Source organism: Shewanella sp. ECSMB14101, assembly GCF_000773485.1.
Taxonomy (GTDB): Bacteria; Pseudomonadota; Gammaproteobacteria; order Enterobacterales; family Shewanellaceae; genus Shewanella; species Shewanella marisflavi.
The window spans coordinates 122,628-145,945 of record NZ_JSFF01000003.1 but is presented as its reverse complement, the minus strand read 5'-3'; the positions used below and the strand labels follow the sequence as shown (position 1 = coordinate 145,945).

Annotated in this window: 19 protein-coding genes; 11 read left to right on the top strand and 8 right to left on the bottom strand. The window is 48.5% G+C overall.

Annotated features, from left to right (window positions below; all coding sequences use genetic code 11):
- Positions 1–9 precede the first annotated feature (9 nt).
- The 3 genes from rsxG to nth are packed head-to-tail and all read left to right on the top strand — an operon-like array spanning position 10 to position 1,975.
- A complete protein-coding gene (gene rsxG / locus NY07_RS04265) occupies positions 10–648 on the top strand; it encodes an electron transport complex subunit RsxG (protein ID WP_140946889.1) in 639 nt (212 codons plus the stop codon).
- Positions 641–1,339 (top strand): electron transport complex subunit E, encoded by a 699-nt coding sequence (locus tag NY07_RS04260; protein WP_033538112.1) that lies wholly within the window; start codon positions 641–643, stop codon positions 1,337–1,339. Before rsxG ends, NY07_RS04260 begins: the two co-directional genes overlap by 8 nt.
- Positions 1,340–1,342: 3 nt before the next feature.
- Positions 1,343–1,975 (top strand): endonuclease III, encoded by a 633-nt coding sequence (gene nth, locus NY07_RS04255; protein WP_033538111.1) that lies wholly within the window; start codon positions 1,343–1,345, stop codon positions 1,973–1,975.
- A 118-nt stretch (positions 1,976–2,093) separates the two neighbouring features.
- On the opposite strand, the gene NY07_RS04250 is transcribed toward nth, so the two are convergent.
- Entirely contained in the window at positions 2,094–3,059 is a 966-nt protein-coding gene (locus NY07_RS04250; protein WP_033538110.1) for a glycoside hydrolase family 16 protein, read from the bottom strand.
- A gap of 690 nt (positions 3,060–3,749) precedes the next feature.
- Between NY07_RS04250 and gloA the strand changes: the two genes are divergently transcribed.
- Positions 3,750–4,160 (top strand): lactoylglutathione lyase, encoded by a 411-nt coding sequence (gene gloA, locus NY07_RS04245; RefSeq protein WP_033538109.1) that lies wholly within the window; start codon positions 3,750–3,752, stop codon positions 4,158–4,160.
- A 59-nt stretch (positions 4,161–4,219) separates the two neighbouring features.
- On the opposite strand, the gene NY07_RS04240 is transcribed toward gloA, so the two are convergent.
- From NY07_RS04240 to NY07_RS04210, 7 genes are all read right to left on the bottom strand, one after another.
- Positions 4,220–6,730 (bottom strand): TonB-dependent receptor plug domain-containing protein, encoded by a 2,511-nt coding sequence (locus tag NY07_RS04240; RefSeq protein WP_033538108.1) that lies wholly within the window; start codon positions 6,728–6,730, stop codon positions 4,220–4,222.
- 884 nt (positions 6,731–7,614) lie between these two features.
- On the bottom strand, positions 7,615–8,628 hold the full coding sequence (ruvB, locus tag NY07_RS04235; RefSeq protein ID WP_033538107.1) for a Holliday junction branch migration DNA helicase RuvB: 1,014 nt from the start codon (positions 8,626–8,628) through the stop codon (positions 7,615–7,617).
- Between the two features lie 18 nt (positions 8,629–8,646).
- The gene (gene ruvA, locus NY07_RS04230) at positions 8,647–9,264 is read right to left on the bottom strand and encodes a Holliday junction branch migration protein RuvA (protein ID WP_033538106.1); all 618 of its coding nucleotides are present in this window, start codon (positions 9,262–9,264) and stop codon (positions 8,647–8,649) included.
- The gene (gene ruvC, locus NY07_RS04225; RefSeq protein ID WP_033538105.1) at positions 9,261–9,782 is read right to left on the bottom strand and encodes a crossover junction endodeoxyribonuclease RuvC; all 522 of its coding nucleotides are present in this window, start codon (positions 9,780–9,782) and stop codon (positions 9,261–9,263) included. The genes ruvA and ruvC overlap by 4 nt, the downstream gene beginning before the upstream one ends.
- 7 nt (positions 9,783–9,789) lie before the next feature.
- A complete protein-coding gene (locus NY07_RS04220) occupies positions 9,790–10,536 on the bottom strand; it encodes a YebC/PmpR family DNA-binding transcriptional regulator (RefSeq protein WP_033538104.1) in 747 nt (248 codons plus the stop codon).
- 71 nt (positions 10,537–10,607) lie between these two features.
- Complete coding sequence (gene aspS, locus NY07_RS04215) at positions 10,608–12,386, bottom strand: aspartate--tRNA ligase (RefSeq protein WP_033538103.1); 1,779 nt, start codon at positions 12,384–12,386, stop codon at positions 10,608–10,610.
- Between the two features lie 169 nt (positions 12,387–12,555).
- Complete coding sequence (locus NY07_RS04210; RefSeq protein ID WP_235363892.1) at positions 12,556–15,351, bottom strand: transporter substrate-binding domain-containing protein; 2,796 nt, start codon at positions 15,349–15,351, stop codon at positions 12,556–12,558.
- Between the two features lie 275 nt (positions 15,352–15,626).
- Between NY07_RS04210 and cmoA the strand changes: the two genes are divergently transcribed.
- The 7 genes from cmoA (at position 15,627) to NY07_RS04175 (ending at position 23,317) form a co-directional block, all read left to right on the top strand.
- A complete protein-coding gene (cmoA, locus tag NY07_RS04205) occupies positions 15,627–16,358 on the top strand; it encodes a carboxy-S-adenosyl-L-methionine synthase CmoA (protein ID WP_033538101.1) in 732 nt (243 codons plus the stop codon).
- The gene (cmoB, locus tag NY07_RS04200) at positions 16,355–17,347 is read left to right on the top strand and encodes a tRNA 5-methoxyuridine(34)/uridine 5-oxyacetic acid(34) synthase CmoB (RefSeq protein ID WP_033538100.1); all 993 of its coding nucleotides are present in this window, start codon (positions 16,355–16,357) and stop codon (positions 17,345–17,347) included. Before cmoA ends, cmoB begins: the two co-directional genes overlap by 4 nt.
- A 23-nt stretch (positions 17,348–17,370) precedes the next feature.
- Positions 17,371–18,105, top strand: a complete 735-nt coding sequence (locus tag NY07_RS04195) for an ATP-dependent zinc protease family protein (protein ID WP_033538226.1) — start codon at positions 17,371–17,373, stop codon at positions 18,103–18,105.
- Positions 18,106–18,123: 18 nt separating this feature from the next.
- Positions 18,124–19,629, top strand: coding sequence for a UUP1 family membrane protein (locus NY07_RS04190; protein WP_033538099.1), 1,506 nt, complete (start codon positions 18,124–18,126; stop codon positions 19,627–19,629).
- 2 nt (positions 19,630–19,631) lie between these two features.
- Positions 19,632–20,588: an alpha-L-glutamate ligase-like protein gene (locus NY07_RS04185; RefSeq protein WP_033538098.1), complete on the top strand. Its 957-nt coding sequence runs from the start codon at positions 19,632–19,634 to the stop codon at positions 20,586–20,588.
- Positions 20,551–22,227, top strand: coding sequence for a hypothetical protein (locus tag NY07_RS04180; protein ID WP_033538097.1), 1,677 nt, complete (start codon positions 20,551–20,553; stop codon positions 22,225–22,227). The genes NY07_RS04185 and NY07_RS04180 overlap by 38 nt, the downstream gene beginning before the upstream one ends.
- An 85-nt stretch (positions 22,228–22,312) precedes the next feature.
- The gene (locus NY07_RS04175) at positions 22,313–23,317 is read left to right on the top strand and encodes a DUF3541 domain-containing protein (RefSeq protein ID WP_235363896.1); all 1,005 of its coding nucleotides are present in this window, start codon (positions 22,313–22,315) and stop codon (positions 23,315–23,317) included.
- Position 23,318: the final 1 nt, after the last annotated feature.

Genomic DNA, 23,318 nt, shown 5'->3' with positions numbered 1-23,318 from the left:
GAGTATGAAGTGAAACGTTCTATAGTCAAAAATGCTACTCTGCTCGGTCTGTTTGCCCTGCTGTGCACCGCACTGGTGGCCTTAGTCAACCAGTTTACCTTTGAGCGTATTAAGCAGCAGGAAGATCTTGAGTTGATGCGCACCCTGCATCAGATCATCCCAGATGATATGCATGACAATGCGTTGATCGAGCACTGCATTCTTATTCAGGACGCAGCGGCTTTAGGCGTCGAGGAACCACTGCCAGCCTATATCGCCAGTAACCAAGGTGAGCCAGTGGCCATCGCCATCGAAACGGTCGCGCCCGATGGCTATAATGGCCAGATCAAGCTGATCGTCGCCATCGATGCAAAAGGTGAAGTGCTAGGGGTGCGTACCCTTAATCACAACGAGACGCCGGGTCTTGGCGATAAGATCGAGCTGCGAAAGTCCCCTTGGGTATTTGGCTTTAACGGTCAAAGCCTTCAAGATGATCAAGACAAACGCTGGGCAGTGAAAAAGGATGGTGGTCAGTTTGATCAATTTACCGGTGCCACCATTACCCCCAGAGCCTATGTTGGCGCGATGCGACGTACCCTGCTCTACTTCAACACTAATAAACAGACCCTGTTGAGTCGTCCAGCCAATTGTGAGGTCAACTATGAGTAACTATCGCGATATCGCTTGGCAAGGACTGTGGAAAAACAATCCTGGCTTAGTACAACTCTTGGGGCTTTGCCCTCTGCTGGCGGTTACCGCTACCTTAACTAACGCCATTGGCCTTGGTTTGGCAACCTTAGTGGTGCTGGTTGGCTCAAACGTGCTTGTCTCTCTGGTGAGAGAGTTTGTCCCGAAAGAGATCCGTATCCCGGTATTTGTCATGATCATTGCCGCGCTGGTGACCTGTGTGCAGTTGTTGATCAACGCCTATGCCTATGGCCTTTATCTATCACTAGGGATCTTCTTACCACTTATCGTCACCAACTGCGTGATTATCGGCCGCGCCGAGGCCTTTGCGTCGCGTAATAACGTTGTTAAGGCTGCGTTTGACGGTTTAATGATGGGGATTGGCTTTACCTTAGTGTTAATGGCACTTGGCGCTTGTCGTGAAATCTTGGGCCAAGGCACTCTGTTTGACGGTGCCGATCTCTTATTAGGCGATTGGGCAAAAGGGCTCACAATACATCTTTGGCAGGTGGATACCAACTTCCTATTGGCCATGCTGCCGCCAGGCGCCTTCATCGCCATGGGGTTTCTGATCGCCATCAAAAACCTGATCGACAAGCAGCTCGAGGCACGCAAACCCGCAGCCGAAGCCGCACCTGCCGTCACCCGTGCCCGTATCACTAAGGTGAGTTAAGTCATGAATAAAGAGAAGCGAATAAAAATACTGGAGATTCTTCGCGACAATAATCCAAAACCAGAAACAGAACTTAACTTCTCATCCCCTTTTGAGCTCTTGGTTGCCGTCACCCTGTCGGCACAGGCCACGGATGTTAGTGTCAACAAAGCTACCGATAAACTGTTTCCCGTGGCTAATACGGCCCAGGCTATCTATGATCTCGGTGTCGAAGGTCTAAAGCAATATATTAAGACCATAGGCCTGTACAACAACAAGGCGATTAACGTCATCAAGGCGTGCGAGATCTTGATTGAAAAGTATAACGGTGAAGTACCTGAAAACAGAGAGGCGCTCGAGGCATTACCGGGTGTGGGCCGAAAAACTGCCAACGTGGTATTAAACACAGCTTTTGGTTGGCCGACTATCGCCGTGGACACCCATATTTTTCGTGTCGCCAACCGCACCAAATTTGCCATGGGCAAAAATGTGGATCAGGTTGAGCAGAAGATGTTAAAGGTGGTCCCAGCCGAATTTAAGGTAGATGTGCACCACTGGTTTATCCTTCATGGCCGCTATATATGCACCGCTCGTAAACCTAGGTGCGGCGCCTGTATTATTGAAGATTTATGCGAATTTAAAGATAAAGCTGACTAACTAGCCAGCTTTAACAACTTGATTTTATATATTACTTTTTAGCGTGAGACAGGCTCTATCCACGCTTAAACAAATCATCAATGAACCTTATGTCAATTGGTGAACGACTACACTAGAGTCATTTTGATGGGGAGATTTTCCAGTGCGCTAGCGGATACTCGTCTAACTGGTAAATTCTCACCCAGTCATAACTGGCTTTCATTGGGTAAATATTGCGCTTTTTATTACCACCGAACACTGCTTGAATATCGTCATTTGGGATCCAAAAATTCATCATCAATTGTGTTAGATTATCGGGTATTGGCGTCGGAAACTTTTGTTCATTCTGGCATACAGGTTTACACGCTAAATCCTTTAACGACAGTACCTTATAAACTTTTCCGTCTACAAACCATTTGATCGCTGAGGGCGTCCACTCGATAGCATACACTCGCCATTCATCTGCGGGGGCGATGTTAATTTTATCTTCCCATGCGCCCCACTGCCGGGTTTCCAACCAGTTAGCGGCGTCAAGGCCATAAATTAAATTAGCTTGAAACTTATCAGGACGCCCACCTTCTAACTCAACATCTATTTCTTCCCACTCTTTAGGCTCACCCTCATGGGTATAGGTGAAAAAAGAAGAAATATAGCCCGAAGCCACTGCTCGATTAGGTGCTTTCATTCTGGTTTCGAAGCGTCCATATTTGATCTGTTTGTTAGAACGCGTTCTCAGCTCACCACAACTGTAATCATAAGCAGGCTTCATCATCTGATGGTCTTCAGACCAACTACTGGCGACATATTCTTTCTCAATGATCAGATTTAATTGTCCATTAGAGACGTCCACACCTTGAGGCTGAAATCGACACACAGACTCACTGCCGACGGCGCCATCGCCCTTTGACCATATCTCCGAGTTAAATTTATCGAATCGTTCATCTAAAACAAGTGAAAAGCCTTTATAATGCCCTGTGTATCCATTGTAAGCGACGGGTAACTCATCGGTATTGTCTAAAACGGAATGAGTGCAACTTACCATCATCAAAGCCGCTATGAATGGCGTGATGCAACCTATAGTTTTTGTCAAAAAAGTCTGTTCCATCTTTCAGTCCCTTATTCAGTACCGAAAGGCGATGAGTTAAAGAGTAATCGTTACATTAAATATGAGGTCAACTCAATGACGAAATGGATCACTCACCTCTCACTGCACATTTCAACCTTACCTAATGACGCAAAGTTACCTAAAAAATCCCGTGGTGAAATCGATTCCTATAATCACCAACCGCACTAAGTTTGCCCTGGGCAAAAATGGGGTTCAGCTAGAGCAAAAGATGTTTAAAGATGGCCCAGAAAGATTTTAAAGTCGATGCAGTTCAATGGTTTTTGGTAAATATAATGGCAATTTAAACAGAAAGTCTATGCTGACGAGTAAGCCACAAAAAAGCCGCTTTCGCGGCTTTTTTACACTTAAAACATACAAACAAAGAAAATAGATAAAAAGATGGCTATGGTAACCGTTAGACCTAAGGCCATTTTCAATTCGCTTGGCATCGACAACTCCTTTAATGACGGGGACTGCATTATCTCAGGCACAGGGGTGAACACCAGCCATATCCCTGAATTATGTGACCCTGATCAACCCATGTATCACCCTAAAAACCGTACAAACCCATCAAGCTAATAGTGTAAATTTAACCGTTTAAGCTAAGGCAACTCTCTGCCGTTACTGCATTTCAATAACAGGTAAAAAAGGTATACTTGTCACCGACACTAATCCTAAACCGAGGACGTTATGGCACAACTTTTACACACTATGCTAAGAGTCGGTGATCTTGATCGTAGCATACATTTTTACACCGAAGTTTTAGGCATGAAACTGCTGCGCAAGTCGGAAAACCCTGAATACCGTTACACCTTGGCCTTTGTTGGTTTCGATGAAGAGTCTAGTGGTGCAGGCGTGGTCGAATTAACCTACAACTGGGATACAGACAAGTATGATCTCGGTACAGGCTTTGGCCACCTGGCCATTGGCGAAGCCGATATCTATAGCCGCTGCGCGGCCATCGAAGCCGCTGGCGGCAAGGTGACACGCCAACCTGGACCTGTTGCCGGTGGTACCACAGAGATCGCCTTTGTCGAAGATCCTGACGGTTATAAGATTGAATTCATTCAGATGAAATCAGCCCAGCAAGGCTTAGGCTAACACGATAAGCTAAGCATAAAAAAAGCGCCCTAGGGCGCTTTTTACATTCAGTCTATCGATTAGAACTTAACAGTGATTCCACCATAGATTTGACGACCGATTGTGTCGTAAACCTCTGGTACGGTACCTGCTTCGTTACCACTTGCAACCATCATAGGCTTCTCATCGGTGAAGTTCTTCAGACCTAGGCTAGCCGTAATGCTATCGTTGATGTGGTACATACCCGAGATATTGTGGTACAAGATTGAATCAATGGTATCACCATAGTTGATATCATCCATCTCGCCGATATAACGGTTAGAGTACATTAGGCTCCAGTCACCCTGTCCGGCTTTCACGCTGAAGTTATTCTTCACCTTAGCGTAACCACCAAACATGCCGCCGATAGTGCCTGTGTAATCGATAGCATCCTGTTCAAATTTAACCAGGTAGGTCAAGTCGTTGCTAATGCTCCAATCTAAACCTAAGCCTTCGAAACGATAAGCCAGGTTAAAGTCGACGCCGCTGGTGTCTTGATAACCCACGTTAGTCAGCGGGTTGGTCAGGTTCTCAAGATTTCCATCTGGCGTGATGCCAAAGGTCTCACAAGCTGAGGTATCGCCACCATGACAGGCGTTAAGGCCCGCCTGAACGTCCAGACGCGAGATAGCATCGGTGATCTTGAAACGCCAGTAATCCAACGTCAGTGACATACCATCGATATAGCTAGGAGAGTAAACAAGACCCGCAGTGTAAGACTCTGATGATTCTGCCTTCAGATCGGGATCTGAGGTGTAGTTCACCAGGATCTGTGGATCTTGCTCGTTACCCCAAGGATCATCCAGGTAATCGAAAGAGCCTACGTTACCGCCAAACAATTCACTGACGTTAGGTGCACGGAAGCCAGTAGCAGCAACAGCCCTTAGCATCAAATCATCTGTGGCTTCATAGGTTAAACCTATCTTCCAGGTCGACGCATTACCAAAGGTTGAATAATCATCGAAACGCAGAGCAAATTCACCTGTCAGCTTGTCGGTAAAAGGTACACTTACCTCTTGATAAACAGAGAAGACGCTGTAGCTACCGTCAGTTGGATCTTGCTGAGCAGCGGTACCTTCACCAGCAACAATCACTGCATCTGGATTGTAGTAACCGCTGTCGTGACGATATTCTGCGCCGATCGCGTAAGCCACTGGGCCCGCATCCAAATCAAACGCTTCACCGCTGATCACACCTGAAACGATATGCTGCTCGTTACCGCCTGTTGTATTTTCTAAGTAGCTAATGTCATTGATGATATCTTGTGACAGTGGGTCGCCGCTAAACCAAGCATCCTGGTTATCATAAACAGACTGGGCCATGTTTTTAGCGTTGATTGAGTTGTGTACCCAAGTTTTCGCCTTGTTCTTACCATAGGTGTAAGCCACATCCCACTGAATACCCGTGTGAACATCCAACTCGCCGGCTAAGCCTGCTGAGACACGCAGGGTATCAGTGTCTTGCTCATAGATACGATTACCCGCATCATTGGTTCTTCTACGGTACTCAACGCGGTCCTGATCGTCTGGCGTAATTCCACCAGCAAGCATGGCATCAGTTAAGGTAATGCAGTTACCTGTTGAGCTAGGTGTACATACATCTAGCATTACAGAAGCTGGCTGAGCCGCCATCATCTGCTCAGATTTACGCTTGGTATAAAGAATGTCACCGGTAAAGACGATGTCATTTGCAAACTCTTGGGTGGCATTAGCAAAGAAGCTGTAACGCTCGTTGGGTGTCTGTAGCCAGCTGTCCTGGGTATAGTCGTAACCTTCGGTGCGATCGACCCAGTTACCGTTTTCATCTTGTACCTTACCGCCTAAAGTACCTGTAGGAATATAGCTACTAGACCCCTTCTCTACCCAATCGCGATCTCTTTGCATGACGCCACCACGATCTGAGTAAGCCACACCAAAGGTATAGTTACCACCATCGGTATTAAAACCGTATAGCGCACTGATCTCGGCGTTTTCACCATCACCCTTGTCGGTTGCGCCGCCGTTAATATCGAGCTGGAAACCTTCGAAGTCTTTCTTGGTGATGATGTTCACTACACCAGCAATGGCATCAGAACCATAAACCGCCGAGGCACCATCTTTTAAGATCTCAACACGGGCAATCATGGCAACTGGAATGGTGTTTAAGTCCACGGCGCTATCAGCACCCGAACCAGAGTTAACCATACGGCGACCATTTAACAGTACCAAGGTACGGCTAGCGCCCATACCACGCAGGTCTACCTGGGCAACACCATCGGCACCATTGTTGGTCGTAGAGCCTGCAGCCATACCCGCCATGGCTGGTTGAGCTTGCAGGATCTCGTCAACCGAGTTGTAGCCTTCGGCGCGGATCGCACTGGCATCAATAACGGTAACGGGCGAGGCTGTTTCCATATCCTGACGTTGAATGCGCGAACCTGTCACGGCAATACGTTCGAAAGAGGCGCTTTCTTCGGCAGCAACCACATTATTGCTAACAATAAATCCACTGGTTGATACTGAAGCAATTAAACTATATTTAACTGCTGCAGCTAATCTGCTTGTTTTTATCATGTAAATATTCTCCCTGATTCAATATTTTTATTCGGCGCCGTTCTTTTATTTATTCAACGCTCGATTCGATACTGTCTTGTCGCCATAAAAGCGTCAATCCACCAAATATTTAACCAATGAAAAATAAACGTTAATTCATGGTGTTTATTAAGTAACAAAGGACGTTCCAATTTTTCTCAACCAGAGCGAATAAGCATTCACCTAGCGTAATTAACTAGATTTAAGCTCATTAGCCAGTGATTTAAACCGCGACAGGCGCAACACAAATACAACGCACACAAATACCATAAGTGTGATCACCGTCACACAAACGGCATCTAAACAGCTGTTTAAATTTAGGTGAGTCACGCTATTGGCACATGAAAGCACCGCTGTTAACATTTCATTCGACAAGCTAGCCTGATAAATAAACATGCCAAAAAGATCACTAACCAAGCTTAGTAACAATATTTTACATTGAGGGTAAAAATGTCAGATTATGTAGATTCAACTGTGTATTTTAAGTACATCTAAAACACTGAGTTAAATTCATTTAAAGTGACTTAGGTATATAGAAGACCCACAATGATAAAACGCGTTTCATTATGATTAAGTCTTTAAGTAAAGTTTAAATTTATTAACACAAGATACCATATTTACAATAAATTTAAATTAAGACAAATAACGTATCAATAAGTTACTAAGCTATCGCCCTAGTAACCTTATGCAAATGAAAAAACGAAATTTAAGAAAACGAATGCTTAACGCGTGATACAAAATGGCCTAGCAAGTGTTCTGTACAAACTAAGAAAATAGTGAAGAACCCAAAGATAAGGTGTGTCTACCTTTTTCCCACAAAAAAGCGCGGACAAATGCCGCGCCGTTTCTCTTAAAGGTAAGAATGCTTATTCAGGCTTAATCAGATTAAAATGCTGATAGGCTCTCGCCGTAGCGATACGTCCCCTTGGCGTTCGTTGAATGAAGCCCTGCTGGATCAGGAAGGGTTCGAGTACGTCTTCGATGGTCTCACGCTCCTCGCCAATCGCCGCCGCCAGGTTATCTAAACCGACGGGGCCCCCCATAAACTTATCGATAATGGCCAGCAGTAATTTACGGTCCATATAGTCAAAGCCCTCAACATCCACATCCAGCATGTCCAAAGCACTCTCGGCAACCGCCTTATTAACCTCACCATCATGCTTCACCTCGGCGTAGTCACGCACCCGTCTAAGCAGACGGTTGGCAATACGGGGTGTTCCCCGCGAGCGGCGTGCCACTTCCACAGCGCCTTCTTGGTCGATTGGCAGTTCAAGTACCCTCGCTGAGCGCGTCACGATACTGCTGAGATCTTTAACGTTATAAAACTCGAGTCTTAGCGGTATGCCAAATCTGGCTCTAAGCGGCGAGGTTAAGGCCCCGGCCCTGGTGGTGGCACCGATAAGAGTAAAGGGAGGTAATTCGAGCTTGATAGAGCGGGCAGCCGGTCCCTCACCTATCATGATATCCAGCTGATAATCTTCCATCGCCGGATAGAGGATCTCTTCCACTACAGGGCTTAATCTGTGGATCTCATCAATAAAGAGTACATCGCCCGCCTCAAGATTAGTCAGCAGCGCCGCGAGATCTCCAGCTTTCTCAAGCACTGGACCAGAGGTCGACTTGATGTTGACCCCCATCTCGTTGGCGACAATCATCGCCAGGGTGGTCTTCCCTAAACCGGGTGGACCATAGATCAACATATGATCTAAGGCTTCACCCCGTTTCTGCGCCGCCTCAATAAATACCTTGAGCTGAGCACGGGTATCGTCTTGCCCCGTGTATTCATCGAGCAACTTAGGGCGCATCGCCCTGTCTATCTGCTCATCACGCTCCTCTATCCCCTGGGGCTGAGCATGAACTAACCTATCGGCTTCTATCATTTAATTCTCACTTTGGGGCTAAAGCATCGACTTGAGCGACGCCTTGATCAGTGTTTCCGAGTCCATGCCTTCCTTGAAGACACTGGAGACCGCCTTACTGGCTTGTGCTGGCTTATATCCTAACGCCAATAGCGCCGAGATGGCATCTTCTTCTGCACTGTTAACCACAGGCGCTGGCGTGTAATTAGACTGGAGCACAAACTCACGCTCGGATCCGTGGGACGCTTCCATCAGACTCTTTAACTTATCGCGCATCTCTACCAATAAGCGCTCAGCGGTTTTCTTACCCACACCAGGTAATTTCACCAAGGTGGCGATATCATCGTGCTCGACACACTTAACGAACTCGGCGGCGTTCATGCCAGACAAAATCGTCAGGGCCAGTTTAGGGCCGACGCCATTGGTCTTGATCAATAACCTAAACAGGGCTCTTTCCTGCTTGCTCATGAAGCCGTAAAGCAGTTGGGCGTCTTCACGCACCACAAAGTGGGTGTAGATCACCGCCTCCTGATTTAACTCAGGCAGTTCGTAGAAGCAGGTTAAGGGCATCTGCACCTCGTACCCAACACCAGATACTTCGATAAGCACTTCTGGTGCCTGCTTTTCGACTAATAATCCCCGTAAACGACCTATCATCTATATCTTCCGTATGTTCTCGCGCTGGCCTTACCGCCCAAGGCAATAAGACTCTGATATGTATGGAAATGGCACAGAGCAACGCCCAGGGCATCGGCCGCATCGGCCTGAGGCGCTGCGGGCAACTTGAGGATCTGCTGCACCATGTGCTGTACCTGACTCTTCTGCGCCCGGCCAGTGCCGACTACGGCATTTTTAATCTGAGTCGCCGAATATTCGGCAACAGGTAGGTCTGCATTGGTGGCGGCAACGATAGCCGCACCTCGGGCCTGACCCAGCTTGAGCGCCGAATCGGCGTTTTTGGCCAAAAATACCCGCTCGATAGCAAACTCATCGGGCTGATATTGGCGGATGATCTCGCTGATGCCATCAAAAATAATCTTAAGACGCGATGGCAGATCATCCGATTGGGTGCGAATACAACCACTGCCAAGATAAACTTGCTGCCTACCCTGGCACTGGATCACCCCATACCCCGTGATCCGCGAACCAGGATCTACCCCCAAAATGATCGGCATAAATAGCCTATTCTAGGGTGGCTAAGATCTCATCAGAGATCTCGGCATTATGATAGACCTCTTGGACATCATCATGATCTTCAAGGTTATCGATAAGGCGTAGAAACTTTGGCGCCGTCGCCGCGTCGAGCTCCGCCTTAGTCGAAGGCACCATGGTCACTTCAGCGTTGACCGATGCTAAGCCTGTCGCATCCAGTGCATCTTTTACCGCCCCGAAAGCGTCTGGTGTTGTGTAGACATCGATAGAGGTATCATCATTGGTTACGACATCTTCTGCGCCAGCATCGAGCGCCGCATCCATGATGGTGTCTTCATCGCTGCCTTCAGCATAAGAGATCACACCGCGCTTCTCGAACAGATAGGCAACCGAACCGTCGGTGCCCAGGTTACCACCGGACTTGCTGAAAGCATTACGCACACCAGATACGGTGCGGTTACGGTTGTCTGTCATGGTTTCCACCATAACGGCTGTGCCACCTGGACCATAACCTTCATACATGATGGTTTCCAGCACCTGACCATCTAACTCACCGGCGCCGCGCTTAATGGCGCGCTCGACCGTATCACGGGTCATATTGTTTGACAGCGCCTTATCGATAGCGGCTCTGAGTCTGGGGTTTGATTCGGGATCTGAACCACCTTCCCGCGCTGCGACGGTGAGTTCGCGAATAAATTTGGTGAAGAGTTTACCGCGTTTGGCATCTTGTGCTGCTTTGCGGTGTTTGATGTTGGCCCATTTACTGTGACCGGCCATAGAAGACTCCTTATTCGAGTATGCCTCGAAAAAGCCGAGCTAGGTGCTCGGCTTAATGATTCAATATTGCGTTATTCCTGTTCTTTTTTCGCTTCGACTACGCTAACGCCGAGTTCCTCGAGCTGGACTGGGTTAGCAAATCCAGGCGCGTTGGTCAGAGGACATGCCGCGGTGGTTGTCTTAGGGAAGGCCATCACGTCACGAATAGAGCTTGCGCCCGTCATCAGCATCACAATGCGATCCAGACCAAATGCCAGACCGGCATGTGGCGGGGTACCATACTTGAGCGCTTCAAGCAGGAAGCCAAACTTCTCTTGAGCTTCCTCGTCGTTGATCCCCAGAATTCTGAACACGGCAGATTGCATTTCACTGTTGTGAATACGCACCGAACCACCACCCAGCTCGCAACCGTTAAGCACCATGTCATAGGCATCCGAAATTGCTGCCGTTGGGTTGGCTTCCAGCTCAGCAGGTGAGATACCACTTGGCGCGGTGAACGGATGGTGCATGGCGTGCAGACCGCCGTCAGAGGTGCGCTCGAACATTGGGAAGTCAACCACCCATAGTGGTTTCCAGTCACCTTGCAGCAGGTTGAAATCTTCACCTACTTTCAGACGCAGTGCGCCCATGGCTTCTGCCACTATGTTTGCCTTGTCCGCACCAAAGAGGATAAGGTCACCATTAGCCGCACCAGTGCGCGCTAGGATACCATTAACCACCTCTTCACTCAGGAACTTAAGCACTGGCGACTGAATGCCTTCCAGGCCTTTCTCCAGCTCGTTGACCTTCATCCATGCCAGCCCTTTGGCACCATAAATGTTGACATACTTGCCATATTCGTCGAGCTGCTTACGAGACAGGCTGGCCCCGCCTGGCACACACAGCACGGCCACACGGCCTTCACTGTCATTTGCAGGCTCTTGGAACACTTTAAAGTCAACGTCTTTGACCAAGTCAGCCACATCGATAAGTTCAAGCGGGTTACGTAGATCAGGCTTGTCAGAGCCGTAACGACGCATCGCCTCGGCGAAGGTCATCTTAGGAAACTCACCCAGTTCGACATTAAGTAACTCTTTAAACAGACCACGAACCATCTCTTCTGTTTTATCCATCACCTCTGCAGAGGTCATGAACGAGGTTTCGATATCGATCTGAGTAAATTCAGGCTGGCGGTCGGCACGCAAATCTTCATCACGGAAACATTTGACGATCTGATAGTAGCGATCAAAACCTGACATCATCAGCAGCTGCTTAAACAACTGTGGCGACTGTGGCAAGGCGAAGAACTGCCCCTTGTAGGTACGGCTAGGTACCAGGTAATCCCTTGCTCCTTCTGGCGTCGCCTTGGTCAAAATAGGCGTTTCGATATCGAGGAAACCATTGCCATCTAGGAAACGACGCACGGCGCTGGTGACCTTAGAACGGAAGATGATGCGCTCGGCCATCTCAGGGCGACGCAGATCCAGATAGCGATATTTAAGGCGCTGCTCTTCTGTATTGTGTTGATTTTTGTCCATGTTGATCGGCAAAGCCGGCGCGCTATTAAGTATGGTCAACGCCTTACCTAATACCTCGATTTCTCCGGTACGCATCTGATCGTTGATCTGGCTGTCAGGGCGAGCACGAACAAGGCCCTTAACCTGAACACAGAACTCGCTGCGCAGTGTGCTGGCGACATCGAATACCTCTGGCAAATCAGGGTCATAAACAACCTGAATCACGCCTTCTCGGTCACGTAGATCAAGAAACACAACGCCGCCAAGATCGCGACTACGATTGACCCAACCTACGAGAGTAACTTCTTCCCCAACATGAGAACGATTAACGTCTCCACAATAATGACTGCGCATCTAACCCTTTCCTTTCATCCACAAGGCCTTGCTTGAGGATATTCAATACATGACAAAAGCGGCATTATAGTGAAATATTGCCGATTTCAAAACAACTTCATCTTCTTAAAATGAAGTAAACCTTTGGGTTGGATAAATATCCATCAATACCAGAGCTCGCTTAACAAAATCACGCGCTATGGTAGCAGCGACCACCCTGTTTCATCGCCCGGGACATGAGTTTATCGGCTGTCTTAAGCAGCTCAACCACTGTATCGCCATCGTTTGGAAACATAGCAACGCCTATGCTGACCGATAGTGCCACATTCACACCATTGATCGCAAAGGGCGCGCTAAAACTACCGATAATGCCATCGGCCACCTGACACACTGTATCGAGGTCTTTGCTGCGATTTAACACCATCACAAATTCATTGCCACCAAAACGCGCCAAGGTATCAGATTTACGCACTGCCGCTTTAAGTTGCTGAGCCCCCTTCGCCAAAACACTATCACCCACCTTATGACCGTAGGTCTGGTTGATATCAGGCATATTGTCAAAACTGATAAACAGCACGGCAAAAGGCGTCATCTCACGTCTGTGCATCAACACTGATTGCTGCAATCTGTCATCAAGCAAGCTACGGTTTGGTAGACCGGTTAAGGCGTCAAACTGCCCCGCCTGCGAGATCTCAAAGGCCAGCTCTCTTGCGAGAATCTGTCGGCTGTGGTGTCCTCGCCATAGCAAATAAGCAATTAAAATAAAGCTCACTAATGCCAACGCATAGAAACCATTTTGGTAGTTCAACATCGTCTGCCAGCGACTTGTATCCTCTTTTACCCAATGCTGATAAATGGCCTGTTGTCGATCAGGGGTTAACTGGGCGATCGCCTGGTCCCACATAGGAACCAGCTCTTTATATTTTTTATTAAAGGCAAAATGGCTTTGCTGCTGCGAAAAATCGGCCAACACGGACATCTTTAATGCCTTGTAGTCGCCCTGCTTTAACACCATGGCCATGTTGATCACTTTCTCGATAAAGGCATCGGCCTTACCTTGTGCCACCGCATCTACCCCGGCGCGACTATTGGGAACGATCACTAGCTCTATGCCGAGATCTTTATTCATCAGGTTGGCGATAAGCTGATAGCCTTCGACGACCGCTAAGCGTTTGCCACTCATCTGACTGAGATTGAATACCGTCACCTGATTTAAGTTAGTCACCAAGCCCCAGGGTGAGGGCCAGTAGGCACTACTAAAGGCCAATTCCCGCTCGCGCTCTGGCGTGTAGGCGACGCTACCAACAACATCTACCTCGCCATTTTTTAGCGCATCGACCAAACTATTCCAGCGTTCATAAGCAATGGGTTGCACCTCAATGCCAAGCTTCTCGGCAATCCAGGTCGTGATCTCACTGTTGATGCCCATAAACTCACCACGCCCGTTAGCGTATTCCATCGGTGCCCAGGCACTAAGATAACCCACTTTAAGCGTGCCCAAGCCTTGTAAATATTGACGCTGGGCCGGCGTTATTGTCACTGAGCTGAGGAGAGTGTGAAAGCTGCGATCTTCTTTATCCAATATCCATTTACTCTCAATCGCGGCCAATTCGGCTGGATTGATAAGCTTAAATCCCGCAGCGATGCGCTGGGCGAGGCCTTTATCTTCGTTTCGCGTTAACGCATAAATGTCTGTGGTAAAGTCAAGCTGGTGATACTGATGAAAGTCAGGCCAGGAATCGGTTCGTAGTAAGTAGTGCTGGGTCCAGGCTGATGCCGCCACGAAAGCCGCTATGTGTCCCTGCTGCGCCGCCTCAATCATCTGGGTCACATTCATATAAAGCTTTAGTTCAGATTCTGGTAATGCCTGCTTGAGCTTATCCAGATAGGGAGCGGTAGGCACGGCGCCAACCCGTTTCCCCTTAAGCTCATCGAGACTCGTCAGCGGACGCCCATGACTAAAGATGCGACTCTTGACCTGATAGGTTTTCCAGGCGCGAGTCAAATTAGTCTTCATAGTATCGCTTTCAGGATAGCCCACATGAATATCGGCCCTGAGATATTTGAGCTCATCCAGGCTGTCCTCCATGGATGCCGGGCGAAACTCTACCGCAATCCCTGTTTTTTTCGACCAGAGTTTCCAGATGTCGATATAGAGTCCATGGGGCTCGCCATCCCCACCTGTATCGGCAAAAGGTTGAATGCCTGTTGTGGTGGCAATCACTAAAGTATTGCTATCTTGGCTAAAGCCTAACCAACGTTTGTCTATCTCTGTGCGGCTGGCCTGACTTAAGCGCTCAAAGCCGCGATTTATCTGAGTAACCAGGTCTCTACGCCCTTTACTTACGGCGGGCACCAAAGCGGTTTTTTTAATTAACAAGCGATTGTCTAAAGGAAACTCCTCGAGCACTGCTCGGCTGACCGCATTATCTTTAAGGTAGCCTTCCATGCCCGCAAACACATCGACCTCACCCTCTACTACACCGCGCATGAGATCGGCCCGGCTATTATAGTAGCGATAACTGAGCCCATTGACCTGTTGACTCAAAATTGACTCATGAGAAGAGCCCTTCACGATACCAATGCGGTAAGGTAACAGATCTTCGTAACTCTTTTTGTTTTTCAGACTATTGCGCACATAAAGATAGGTGCTGACATAAGCAATGGGCGCTGCGAAATCAAAATACTGCTCACGATCTTGAGTGATCCCTAAGCCAATATGGATATCGGCATCTCCCTGGGCCACCTGGGTAAGGGAGTCCTGCCAATGACGTGCGACAAATACAACAGGCACCTGAGTCTGGGATGACCACTCCCGCCATAGATCCACCAAGACCCCTTTGGCATCACCATTTTCATCGATAAACTGATAGGGATAACTGTCCTCCCCAAACACCAAGATCAACGGCTTTTGGCGCTCTTCGGCCATGGAATAAAACCCGAGGAGCAGGGAGACGGCAAACATCAAGCGAATTAGTAGTGTCAAAGAATATTCCCAGTATCGTTTAAAAAAGCGCTTAAGCCTTGACCGACTAAGCAGTGCCTGACTCAAAATTAAGTTAACCCGGTACAAGGACCTCAACTCGGGTTTAAAAAAATGGCCTCTTTCCTTGGTTGCGAAAGACAAAGTCACGGCGCTGTAAAATATATGTTGTTATTAGGATATTAGACAGAATTTTATTCCCAATTTCCAGTACTAGACTTGCTGCGAACTGTTATCATTAGCTAGAATGAAATATTGAATTTACTCAAAAAACTCTGATGAACTCAACACAAGATACTATTTACGCACAAGCCTGTGAACATATCAGTGACTTTCAATTCGATGATCGAGTTGCTGGTGTCTTTAGCGACATGATCCGCCGCTCTGTTCCCGGATATGGACAGATCATAAATACCCTAGGTGATTTTGCCGATAAGTGCGTCTCTCCCGATTCAAATATCTATGATTTAGGCTGCTCATTAGGCGCCGCCACCCTTAGCGTACGCCGCCGTATTGAAGGACGAGGATGCCATATCATTGCCGTGGACAATAGTGAATCTATGGTCGAGCGCTGCAGGCAGCACCTTAACGCCTATGTTAGCGAAACCCCGGTAGACCTTGTCTGCGCCGACATTCGCGACATCGATATCCAGAACGCTTCTATGGTGATTTTGAACTTCACCATGCAGTTTCTCGCCCCAGAAGACAGACAGACGTTAATTGCTAACATCTATCGCGGCCTCAAACCCGGTGGCATATTAGTATTGTCGGAAAAGCTAGTGTTCGACGATGCGCCTGTGCAGCATCTGTTGGACGAATTGCATCTGGACTTTAAAAGGGCTAATGGCTACAGCGAATTAGAGATCAGTCAAAAACGCAGCTCGCTTGAGCATGTCATGAAACCTGATACGCTGGAGCAGCACCAACAGCGCCTGACAGATCAGGGTTTTAGTCATTTCAGTGTCTGGTTTCAATGTTTTAACTTTGCTTCTATGGTGGCCATCAAGTGATCAGCTTCAGCTCTTTTTATCAACAAATCGCCGATTCAAACCTCCAGCATTGGCTAGAGGAACTTCCGGCGATCCTAGGCCAATGGCAGCGAGAGCATAAACATGGCAACCTGCCCAAATGGGAAAAAGTGCTCAACAAATTGCACTACCCTGCGCCAGATCAGCTAGATTTCAGCACCAAGGTAGCTGTTGGCAGCGGCGAACAACTCAGCCAGGGGCAACAGGAAAAACTGAAAAACCTGCTGAAGCTCTTTTCACCATGGCGTAAAGGCCCGTTCGATCTTCATGGCATTCATATCGATACCGAATGGCGTTCAGATTGGAAATGGGAGCGCGTACAGCCTCACATCTCACCTTTAAAGAATAGAACCGTGCTCGATGTCGGCTGTGGTAGTGGTTACCACATGTGGCGCATGCTAGGAGAAGGCGCTAAGCGTGTGGTCGGCATAGACCCATCCCCGCTGTTTTTGTGTCAATTTGAAGCAGTAAAGCGACTAGCCGGCACTGAACATCCCGTGCACCTCTTGCCCCTTGGCATTGAGCAGTTACCGCCGCTCGATGCCTTTGATACCGTGTTTTCTATGGGTGTGCTTTATCATAGACGCTCTCCTATAGATCACCTGTTTCAATTAAGGGATCAGTTAAGAACCGGCGGCGAGCTCGTGCTGGAAACGCTAGTCGTGGATGGCGATGAAAACACCGTACTTGTGCCTGGTGAACGCTATGGCAAGATGAATAATGTCTGGTTCCTGCCTTCGGCCAAGGCATTAGAAGCCTGGCTCAAAAAAGCCGACTTTGTCGATGTTCGTTGTGTCGATATTGATGTAACCTCATTAGCAGAGCAGCGAACCACTGAATGGATGCCAAACGAATCATTAGTCGATTATTTGGATCCCAATGACATCAGCCTGACCGTCGAGGGATATCCTGCGCCTAAGCGGGCTACGTTTATCGCCGTCAAGAATCAGCCTAATAAAGATTTGATTTAAAAGAATAGTAAATGGAAAACACTATGTTAAAACAGATAACTACCCTCGCTTTAGTGACAAGTCTTGTTGGATGCGCGGCAACACAAGCGCCAGAACAACCTGCGCCTGTCGATATTGACACCTTCAATGCCAGCCTTAGCGAGCAAAAGAGCGAGCTAGTGGCCTTAATCAACGCTAATCAAACCGCACAACAAGTGGTGCTCTCTTCACTTTCAACCCAACTCGATGGCCTCAGCCAACAGCTGGAGGAGGTTAAGCGCCAACCTGAAAAGCAAGTGGTTCAAGTGCCAGTGGAGTGTGACCCGTCGCCTATTGGGGATAAGTTTATCTTAGGGGCGGTAGAGCACGTCTATATTGATGAGATCAAAGCTGGATTTGAAACCCGTATTGACACTGGCGCCGAATCTTCCTCACTTGATGCCCATAACATCATACTGTTTGAACGTAATGGCAAGCAGTGGGTACGTTTTGATGTATTTACCCAAGGCGCAGACAAGCCAGCAGAAACCTTCGAATCAAAAGTCGAGCGTTTTGTGCGCATCAAGCAAGACGGTGATGAGAATGACAGACGTCCAGTGATCCATGCTCATCTACAGATTGGAAACTACAAGGCCGAAACCGATCTCAACTTAGTCGATCGCAGTCACCTGGATTACCAACTCCTGCTGGGTCGTAAGTTTATGCAAGACATTGCCGTGGTAGATGTGGGGCAGACTTTTGTGCACGGTAAGAAAAATCCATCAAATACAGTAAAATAAGAATAGGATATTAACCTGATGCACTCTAAAAAGCCTTTTTATATCTTAGTCGCACTACTGTTTATTGCTGGTATTGCGGCAAGCGTTTATCGTGGTATCGAGCATAATGTACCCTTCCTGCCGGGCGAGCAGGTTCAGAGCTGGGCAGTCGACGCTAAGGTCAGTTTTCAGGGCACAGGACAGCCTGCTGAAGTCACCTTCTCAGTCCCCAAAGATCCCGCGTTTGAGATCTTGGCAGAAAACGCTACTTCACCGGGTTATGGCCTCTCGGCTACCGAAGATAACAATGGCCGCCAGGTCACTTGGTCTACCCGTGAAGCAATAGGTCAGCAAGATCTTTACTATAAAGTCACCTTAGTGCCAACCGGTAAGAATGAAGTCCTGGCCGAACAGGAACCTGCTACACCGCAAGCCTACAACTGGTCTGCTACTGAACAGGCGGCAGCGGAACAGGTAATGAATGAAATTTGGTCACGCAGTGCCACCAACCTTTCGTTCGCTCAGCAGCTCAACAAAAGCTTTAATGCCACCGAGCGCAGCCAGAACCTGGAGCTGTTGCTAACCACCAACTCCCGCGCCGATCTCTTTATCAGAATGCTCAACAGCAAAGGGATACCAGCCAAGAAAGTCAGCGGGCTGTTTTTGGAAGATCAACGCCGTCGCCAGCAACTGACCACTTTTGTCGAAGTGTACCATCAGGGCCAGTGGATCATCTTTAACCCAGCCGATGGTAGCCAAGGACGTCCAGACAATCTGCTTATCTGGGACAGAACCGCTAAATCCACTTTAGATGTGGTTGGTGGTGTTAACTCTCAGGTGAATTTCTCCATGCTGCAGGACACACGTTCCGCACTGGCGACCTCTATCGACATGCTGAAGAATAAAGATGCCCTCGACTTCTCCCTCTATCAGCTGCCGCTTGAAGAGCAGAGTCTGTTTAAAGGTATTTTGCTGATCCCTATCGGTGTGCTCATGGTGGTCTTTTTACGTGTGATCATAGGCATCAAGACCTCTGGTACCTTTATGCCAGTGTTGATCGCCCTGGCCTTTATTCAAACCACGCTGCTGACGGGACTTATCGGCTTCCTCTTGATTGTTGCCTTCGGCTTGATGATCCGCTCCTACCTGTCGGATCTCAACCTCTTGCTGATCTCACGGATCTCGGCGGTCATCATAGTAGTGATCGGCATCATAGGCCTGTTCACCCTGCTCTCCTACAAGTTTGGCCTTAGTGAAGGCTTAACCATTACCTTCTTCCCGATGATCATCCTGGCATGGACCATCGAGCGTATGTCTATCCTCTGGGAAGAGGAAGGCGCAAAAGAGGTCATGGTACAAGGCGGCGGCAGCTTGTTTGTGGCCACTTTAGCCTATCTCGCCATGAGCGCTAGCTGGGTTCAACACTGGGTGTTTAACTTCCTGGGTATTCACTTGGTTATCCTGGCGACCGTACTCTTAATGGGTCAGTACACAGGCTACAAGTTATTAGAACTTAGACGCTTTAGGCCGCTGGCGGGAGAATAAACATGCTATTTGCCCGACCACACAAGCTTAAGGAAAATGGCGTCCTTGGCATGAACAAACGTAATATCGACTATATAGGTCGCTATAACCCGCGTAAGTTCTACAAACGCGTAGATGACAAGCTCACGACAAAACAGCTGGCGCTGGCCAACGATATCGCCGTGCCCGCGCTTATCGGTACCGTATGCCAACAACACGAGATCATACATATTCCCGAGATGGTCAATAACCGCGATGGTTTTGTTATCAAACCCTCCCAAGGGTCCGGTGGTAAAGGGATTTTGGTGATCACTAAGGTGGAGAATGGTCATTATTTCAAGCCCAACGGCCATGAGGTGACTCCTAGCGAGATCGACCGCCATATCTCAAATATTCTTAGTGGGCTTTTCTCCTTAGGAGGCAAACCCGATGTGGCGATCGTTGAAGGCTTGATCGAATTCGACCCTGTCTTTGACGGCTACTCCTTCGAAGGGGTGCCCGATATTCGGCTCATTGTCTTTAAGGGCTTCCCTGTGATGGGAATGCTCAGACTCTCGACAGCGGCATCTGATGGCAAGGCAAACTTGCACCAAGGAGCGGTAGGCGTTGGACTTGATATCGCTACGGGACGCGGCCTGCACGCAGTGCAGTTTGACTGTCCAATAGAGCTGCACCCAGACACAGACAAAAAACTCACCGATATTGAAGTCCCCCACTGGGACACTCTGCTCCATACGGCATCTAAAGCCTATGAGATGAGTGAGCTTGGGTATTTGGGGACTGACATGGTACTGGATCAAAAACTCGGTCCACTGCTCCTAGAGCTCAACGCCCGTCCGGGATTGGCAATTCAGATCGCCAATGCTCAAGGGATATTGCCGCGCCTAAAGCACGTCGAGCAGATGAAAAACAAGTCTATGTCAGTCGAAGAGCGCGTCGCTTATGCTAAAACGCATTTTAGCAGTCTCACTAGCGCTTAACTTTAGTTTGGCGGCTGAGGCCGCCTCTCCCATCACCCTGCTCAGTCAGCAATGTATCGACTATCAGGTCTCTTTGTCTCAAGCTCAGGTCAGCATTACACCTATGCAAGCCAGTATCGAACTGGAGCGGCAGCTTATCGGCCTGTTTAACTTAAAAGACAGTGTACGCTTCTATCGTCAATATCCTCTCAGCGCTGATGACAAAGAGGCTCTGCTACAATGTCAGTTGCATCTGGCAGATGAGTTTGCCCGCTTAACACAGTCGCCCTGGATAATAGAGCAAAGTCAGCTTTGGACGCAAAATGAGCAACCCGGGCTACGCCGTTTCGGCCATCACCTAATCAGGCAACTCAAAGAGCAAATAAGCCTAGAGCAGAAATCCAGAATCCACACGGCACAAGCAAGCGTTGCCCACGGCCTAAGGCAAAAAAATCTCTCCCTTGCTCTTGGCGCCTCACACTGTGAGCTTCAACATCAAACAGAACATCACAGCGCATTTGAGGACGATACTAAATCCTTTGATCGCTCAATCGCCAGTTACCTGATTGCCCAGCAAGATATCAGTTGTAAGCGCCAGGTGTGGCAGGCGTATCAGACAAGGGCAAAAGAGCGAAATCAAGCGGCCGTTTCGCAAATATTGTCCACCAAACAGGAGATAGCCCAGCAGCATCAAGCGCCCGACTATGCACATTGGGTGCTGAGCAGTCAGCTGCTTAAGTCACCAGCCCAGGTTAAGCGCTATCTTGATACCATGACGCAAACCACGATTGCCCCCTGGATGCTCGGTACCCAGTTAGCCAGCCTCCCCAAGGCCGACATAGCCCCAGTATCGGCGGCTAACATGTTAGAACAGATAGAGGAAAAGCTCAGTCCTTTCGGTCTGCTCGTTGAGCCCGTCAACCACAAGATGAGCCGACTTTGGCATCATGGACGCCTGTTAGGCGATATCTTTCTGGCGACGACGCCAGATATAAGGGTCAGTCCCCTAAGACAAGCGGTAATTGGCCAGCAATTTGGTCAGTTGACGCTTTCATCTCCCGAACAACTGGAAGACTATCGCGCCCAGGAGCAGTTTATCACTAGCATTGCCGAACTCGTGGCGCGTATGCTGCCAGGTGGGCATTACTACTTGAACAACACTCTGGGCGACACCCAAGACACTCAAGCATTAGCGAGCCAATGGTTAACACTCTACCTTACAGGGCAACTACTACCTACCCTGCCCATAGATAGCCGCGAGGCTCAACTCGAAGCCTTTTCGACTCAGCTTAAGGTCTTTCGAAGCAAACTGGCCCTGATCGCCTATCAAACAAAGGCCGAGCGCAGCTATCAGGATCTCAGCCAGGAATTTGCCTTGAGTTTTGGCGAGCCTTGGCCACAGGCCTATGATGCCCTGTACAGCTTCACCGGCGCCGTTAACCAAGGTCCGCTCTATTATCTGGTACTGTGGAAAAAGAGTCTCGCTAAGCAGATCCAAGCCCAGTCACGACTCGATACACAAGCCTTATTTGATCTCTTACTCGTTAACGAACAACAGCTCAGCCTTGATGATCAACTCACCCTTATATTTGGCGACACAACACCTGTCGTAAACCTACTTGAAAGGAGGCAACATGTTCAACATAGCGCCATACACTAAACTCTTAGGCACATTCGCGCTCTCTTCAGTCCTCTTGCTGTCGACTCAATCTGCCGTTGCAAAAACAACCGCAGCATTAGATGCGATGGGCGTAAAACAAGCCATTCAGACGAACCTAGAAGATCACCTTTACCAACTGCCCCCCAGAGTACAGGGCCATTATGGCATCAGGCTCTATCGCATGACGGGTGATGAACAATACGCCAACGCCGCCTTGGTGGACCTTTACGCAGTGACAGAATCACAAGCCTTTTACGCCTGCCAACTGGATAAGCCTGGATTTATTGCGAATGAAGCGCAGTCAGCGATTGATGTGCTGGGTAATGGCCCAAGAGCCAAAGCACGTAAGAAGGCGTTACAACCCTTCCCCGAATTTCTATTCTATACAGATGTATTACTGAGATTCTCGAGTCGTATCGATGAATTTGGCTTGCAGGGTCCTTGTCATGACAAACTAGTCAAAGCCCTTAAGTCAACAGATCTGAAGCGCGGTTTGACCGATAAAGCCATGATTGAGGCTTGGGCAGCGCAATTAGTCAACTATGTCTACTGGGCCAAGCAGCTGGGCGTGGGCGATTATGTGCAAGACTACAAGGCTGCCTTTAACCGTGTTTACCCTCAAAGTCGAGATGCCAAACTCACTAAGAAGCAGTTCCGCAACAAGATCTACGGCATGACCCACTTTATCTTTGCCGCCAGTGAATATTACCAGCAGCCGGTAGATAGTAAGACCTTTGCCTGGATCTTGGATTACTTCGAGGCCAATATCGACAGGATCCTCGCCGATGCCACCGACGATATCATCGCCGAAGTGGGAATTAGCTTCCATCTGGCGGGCATGTCCGACAATCCTGTTGTGAAAAAGACTCAGGCGCACATCATATCCGCCTTCGATCCCAAGGTGCAGACCATCCCCTCACCGCGCGGTAATCCCGATCTTGCCTTGGGTGAGCATCGTAATGTCTTAGCCATGATGCTGTTAGACTGGCCTGAAACCCTGCACCAAGGCCCCTATTTGCACCAACTTAAAGCAACCAAGAAATATATGCCTAAGTTAGTAACCATAAAACCTAAACAGCCGCAAAAATAGC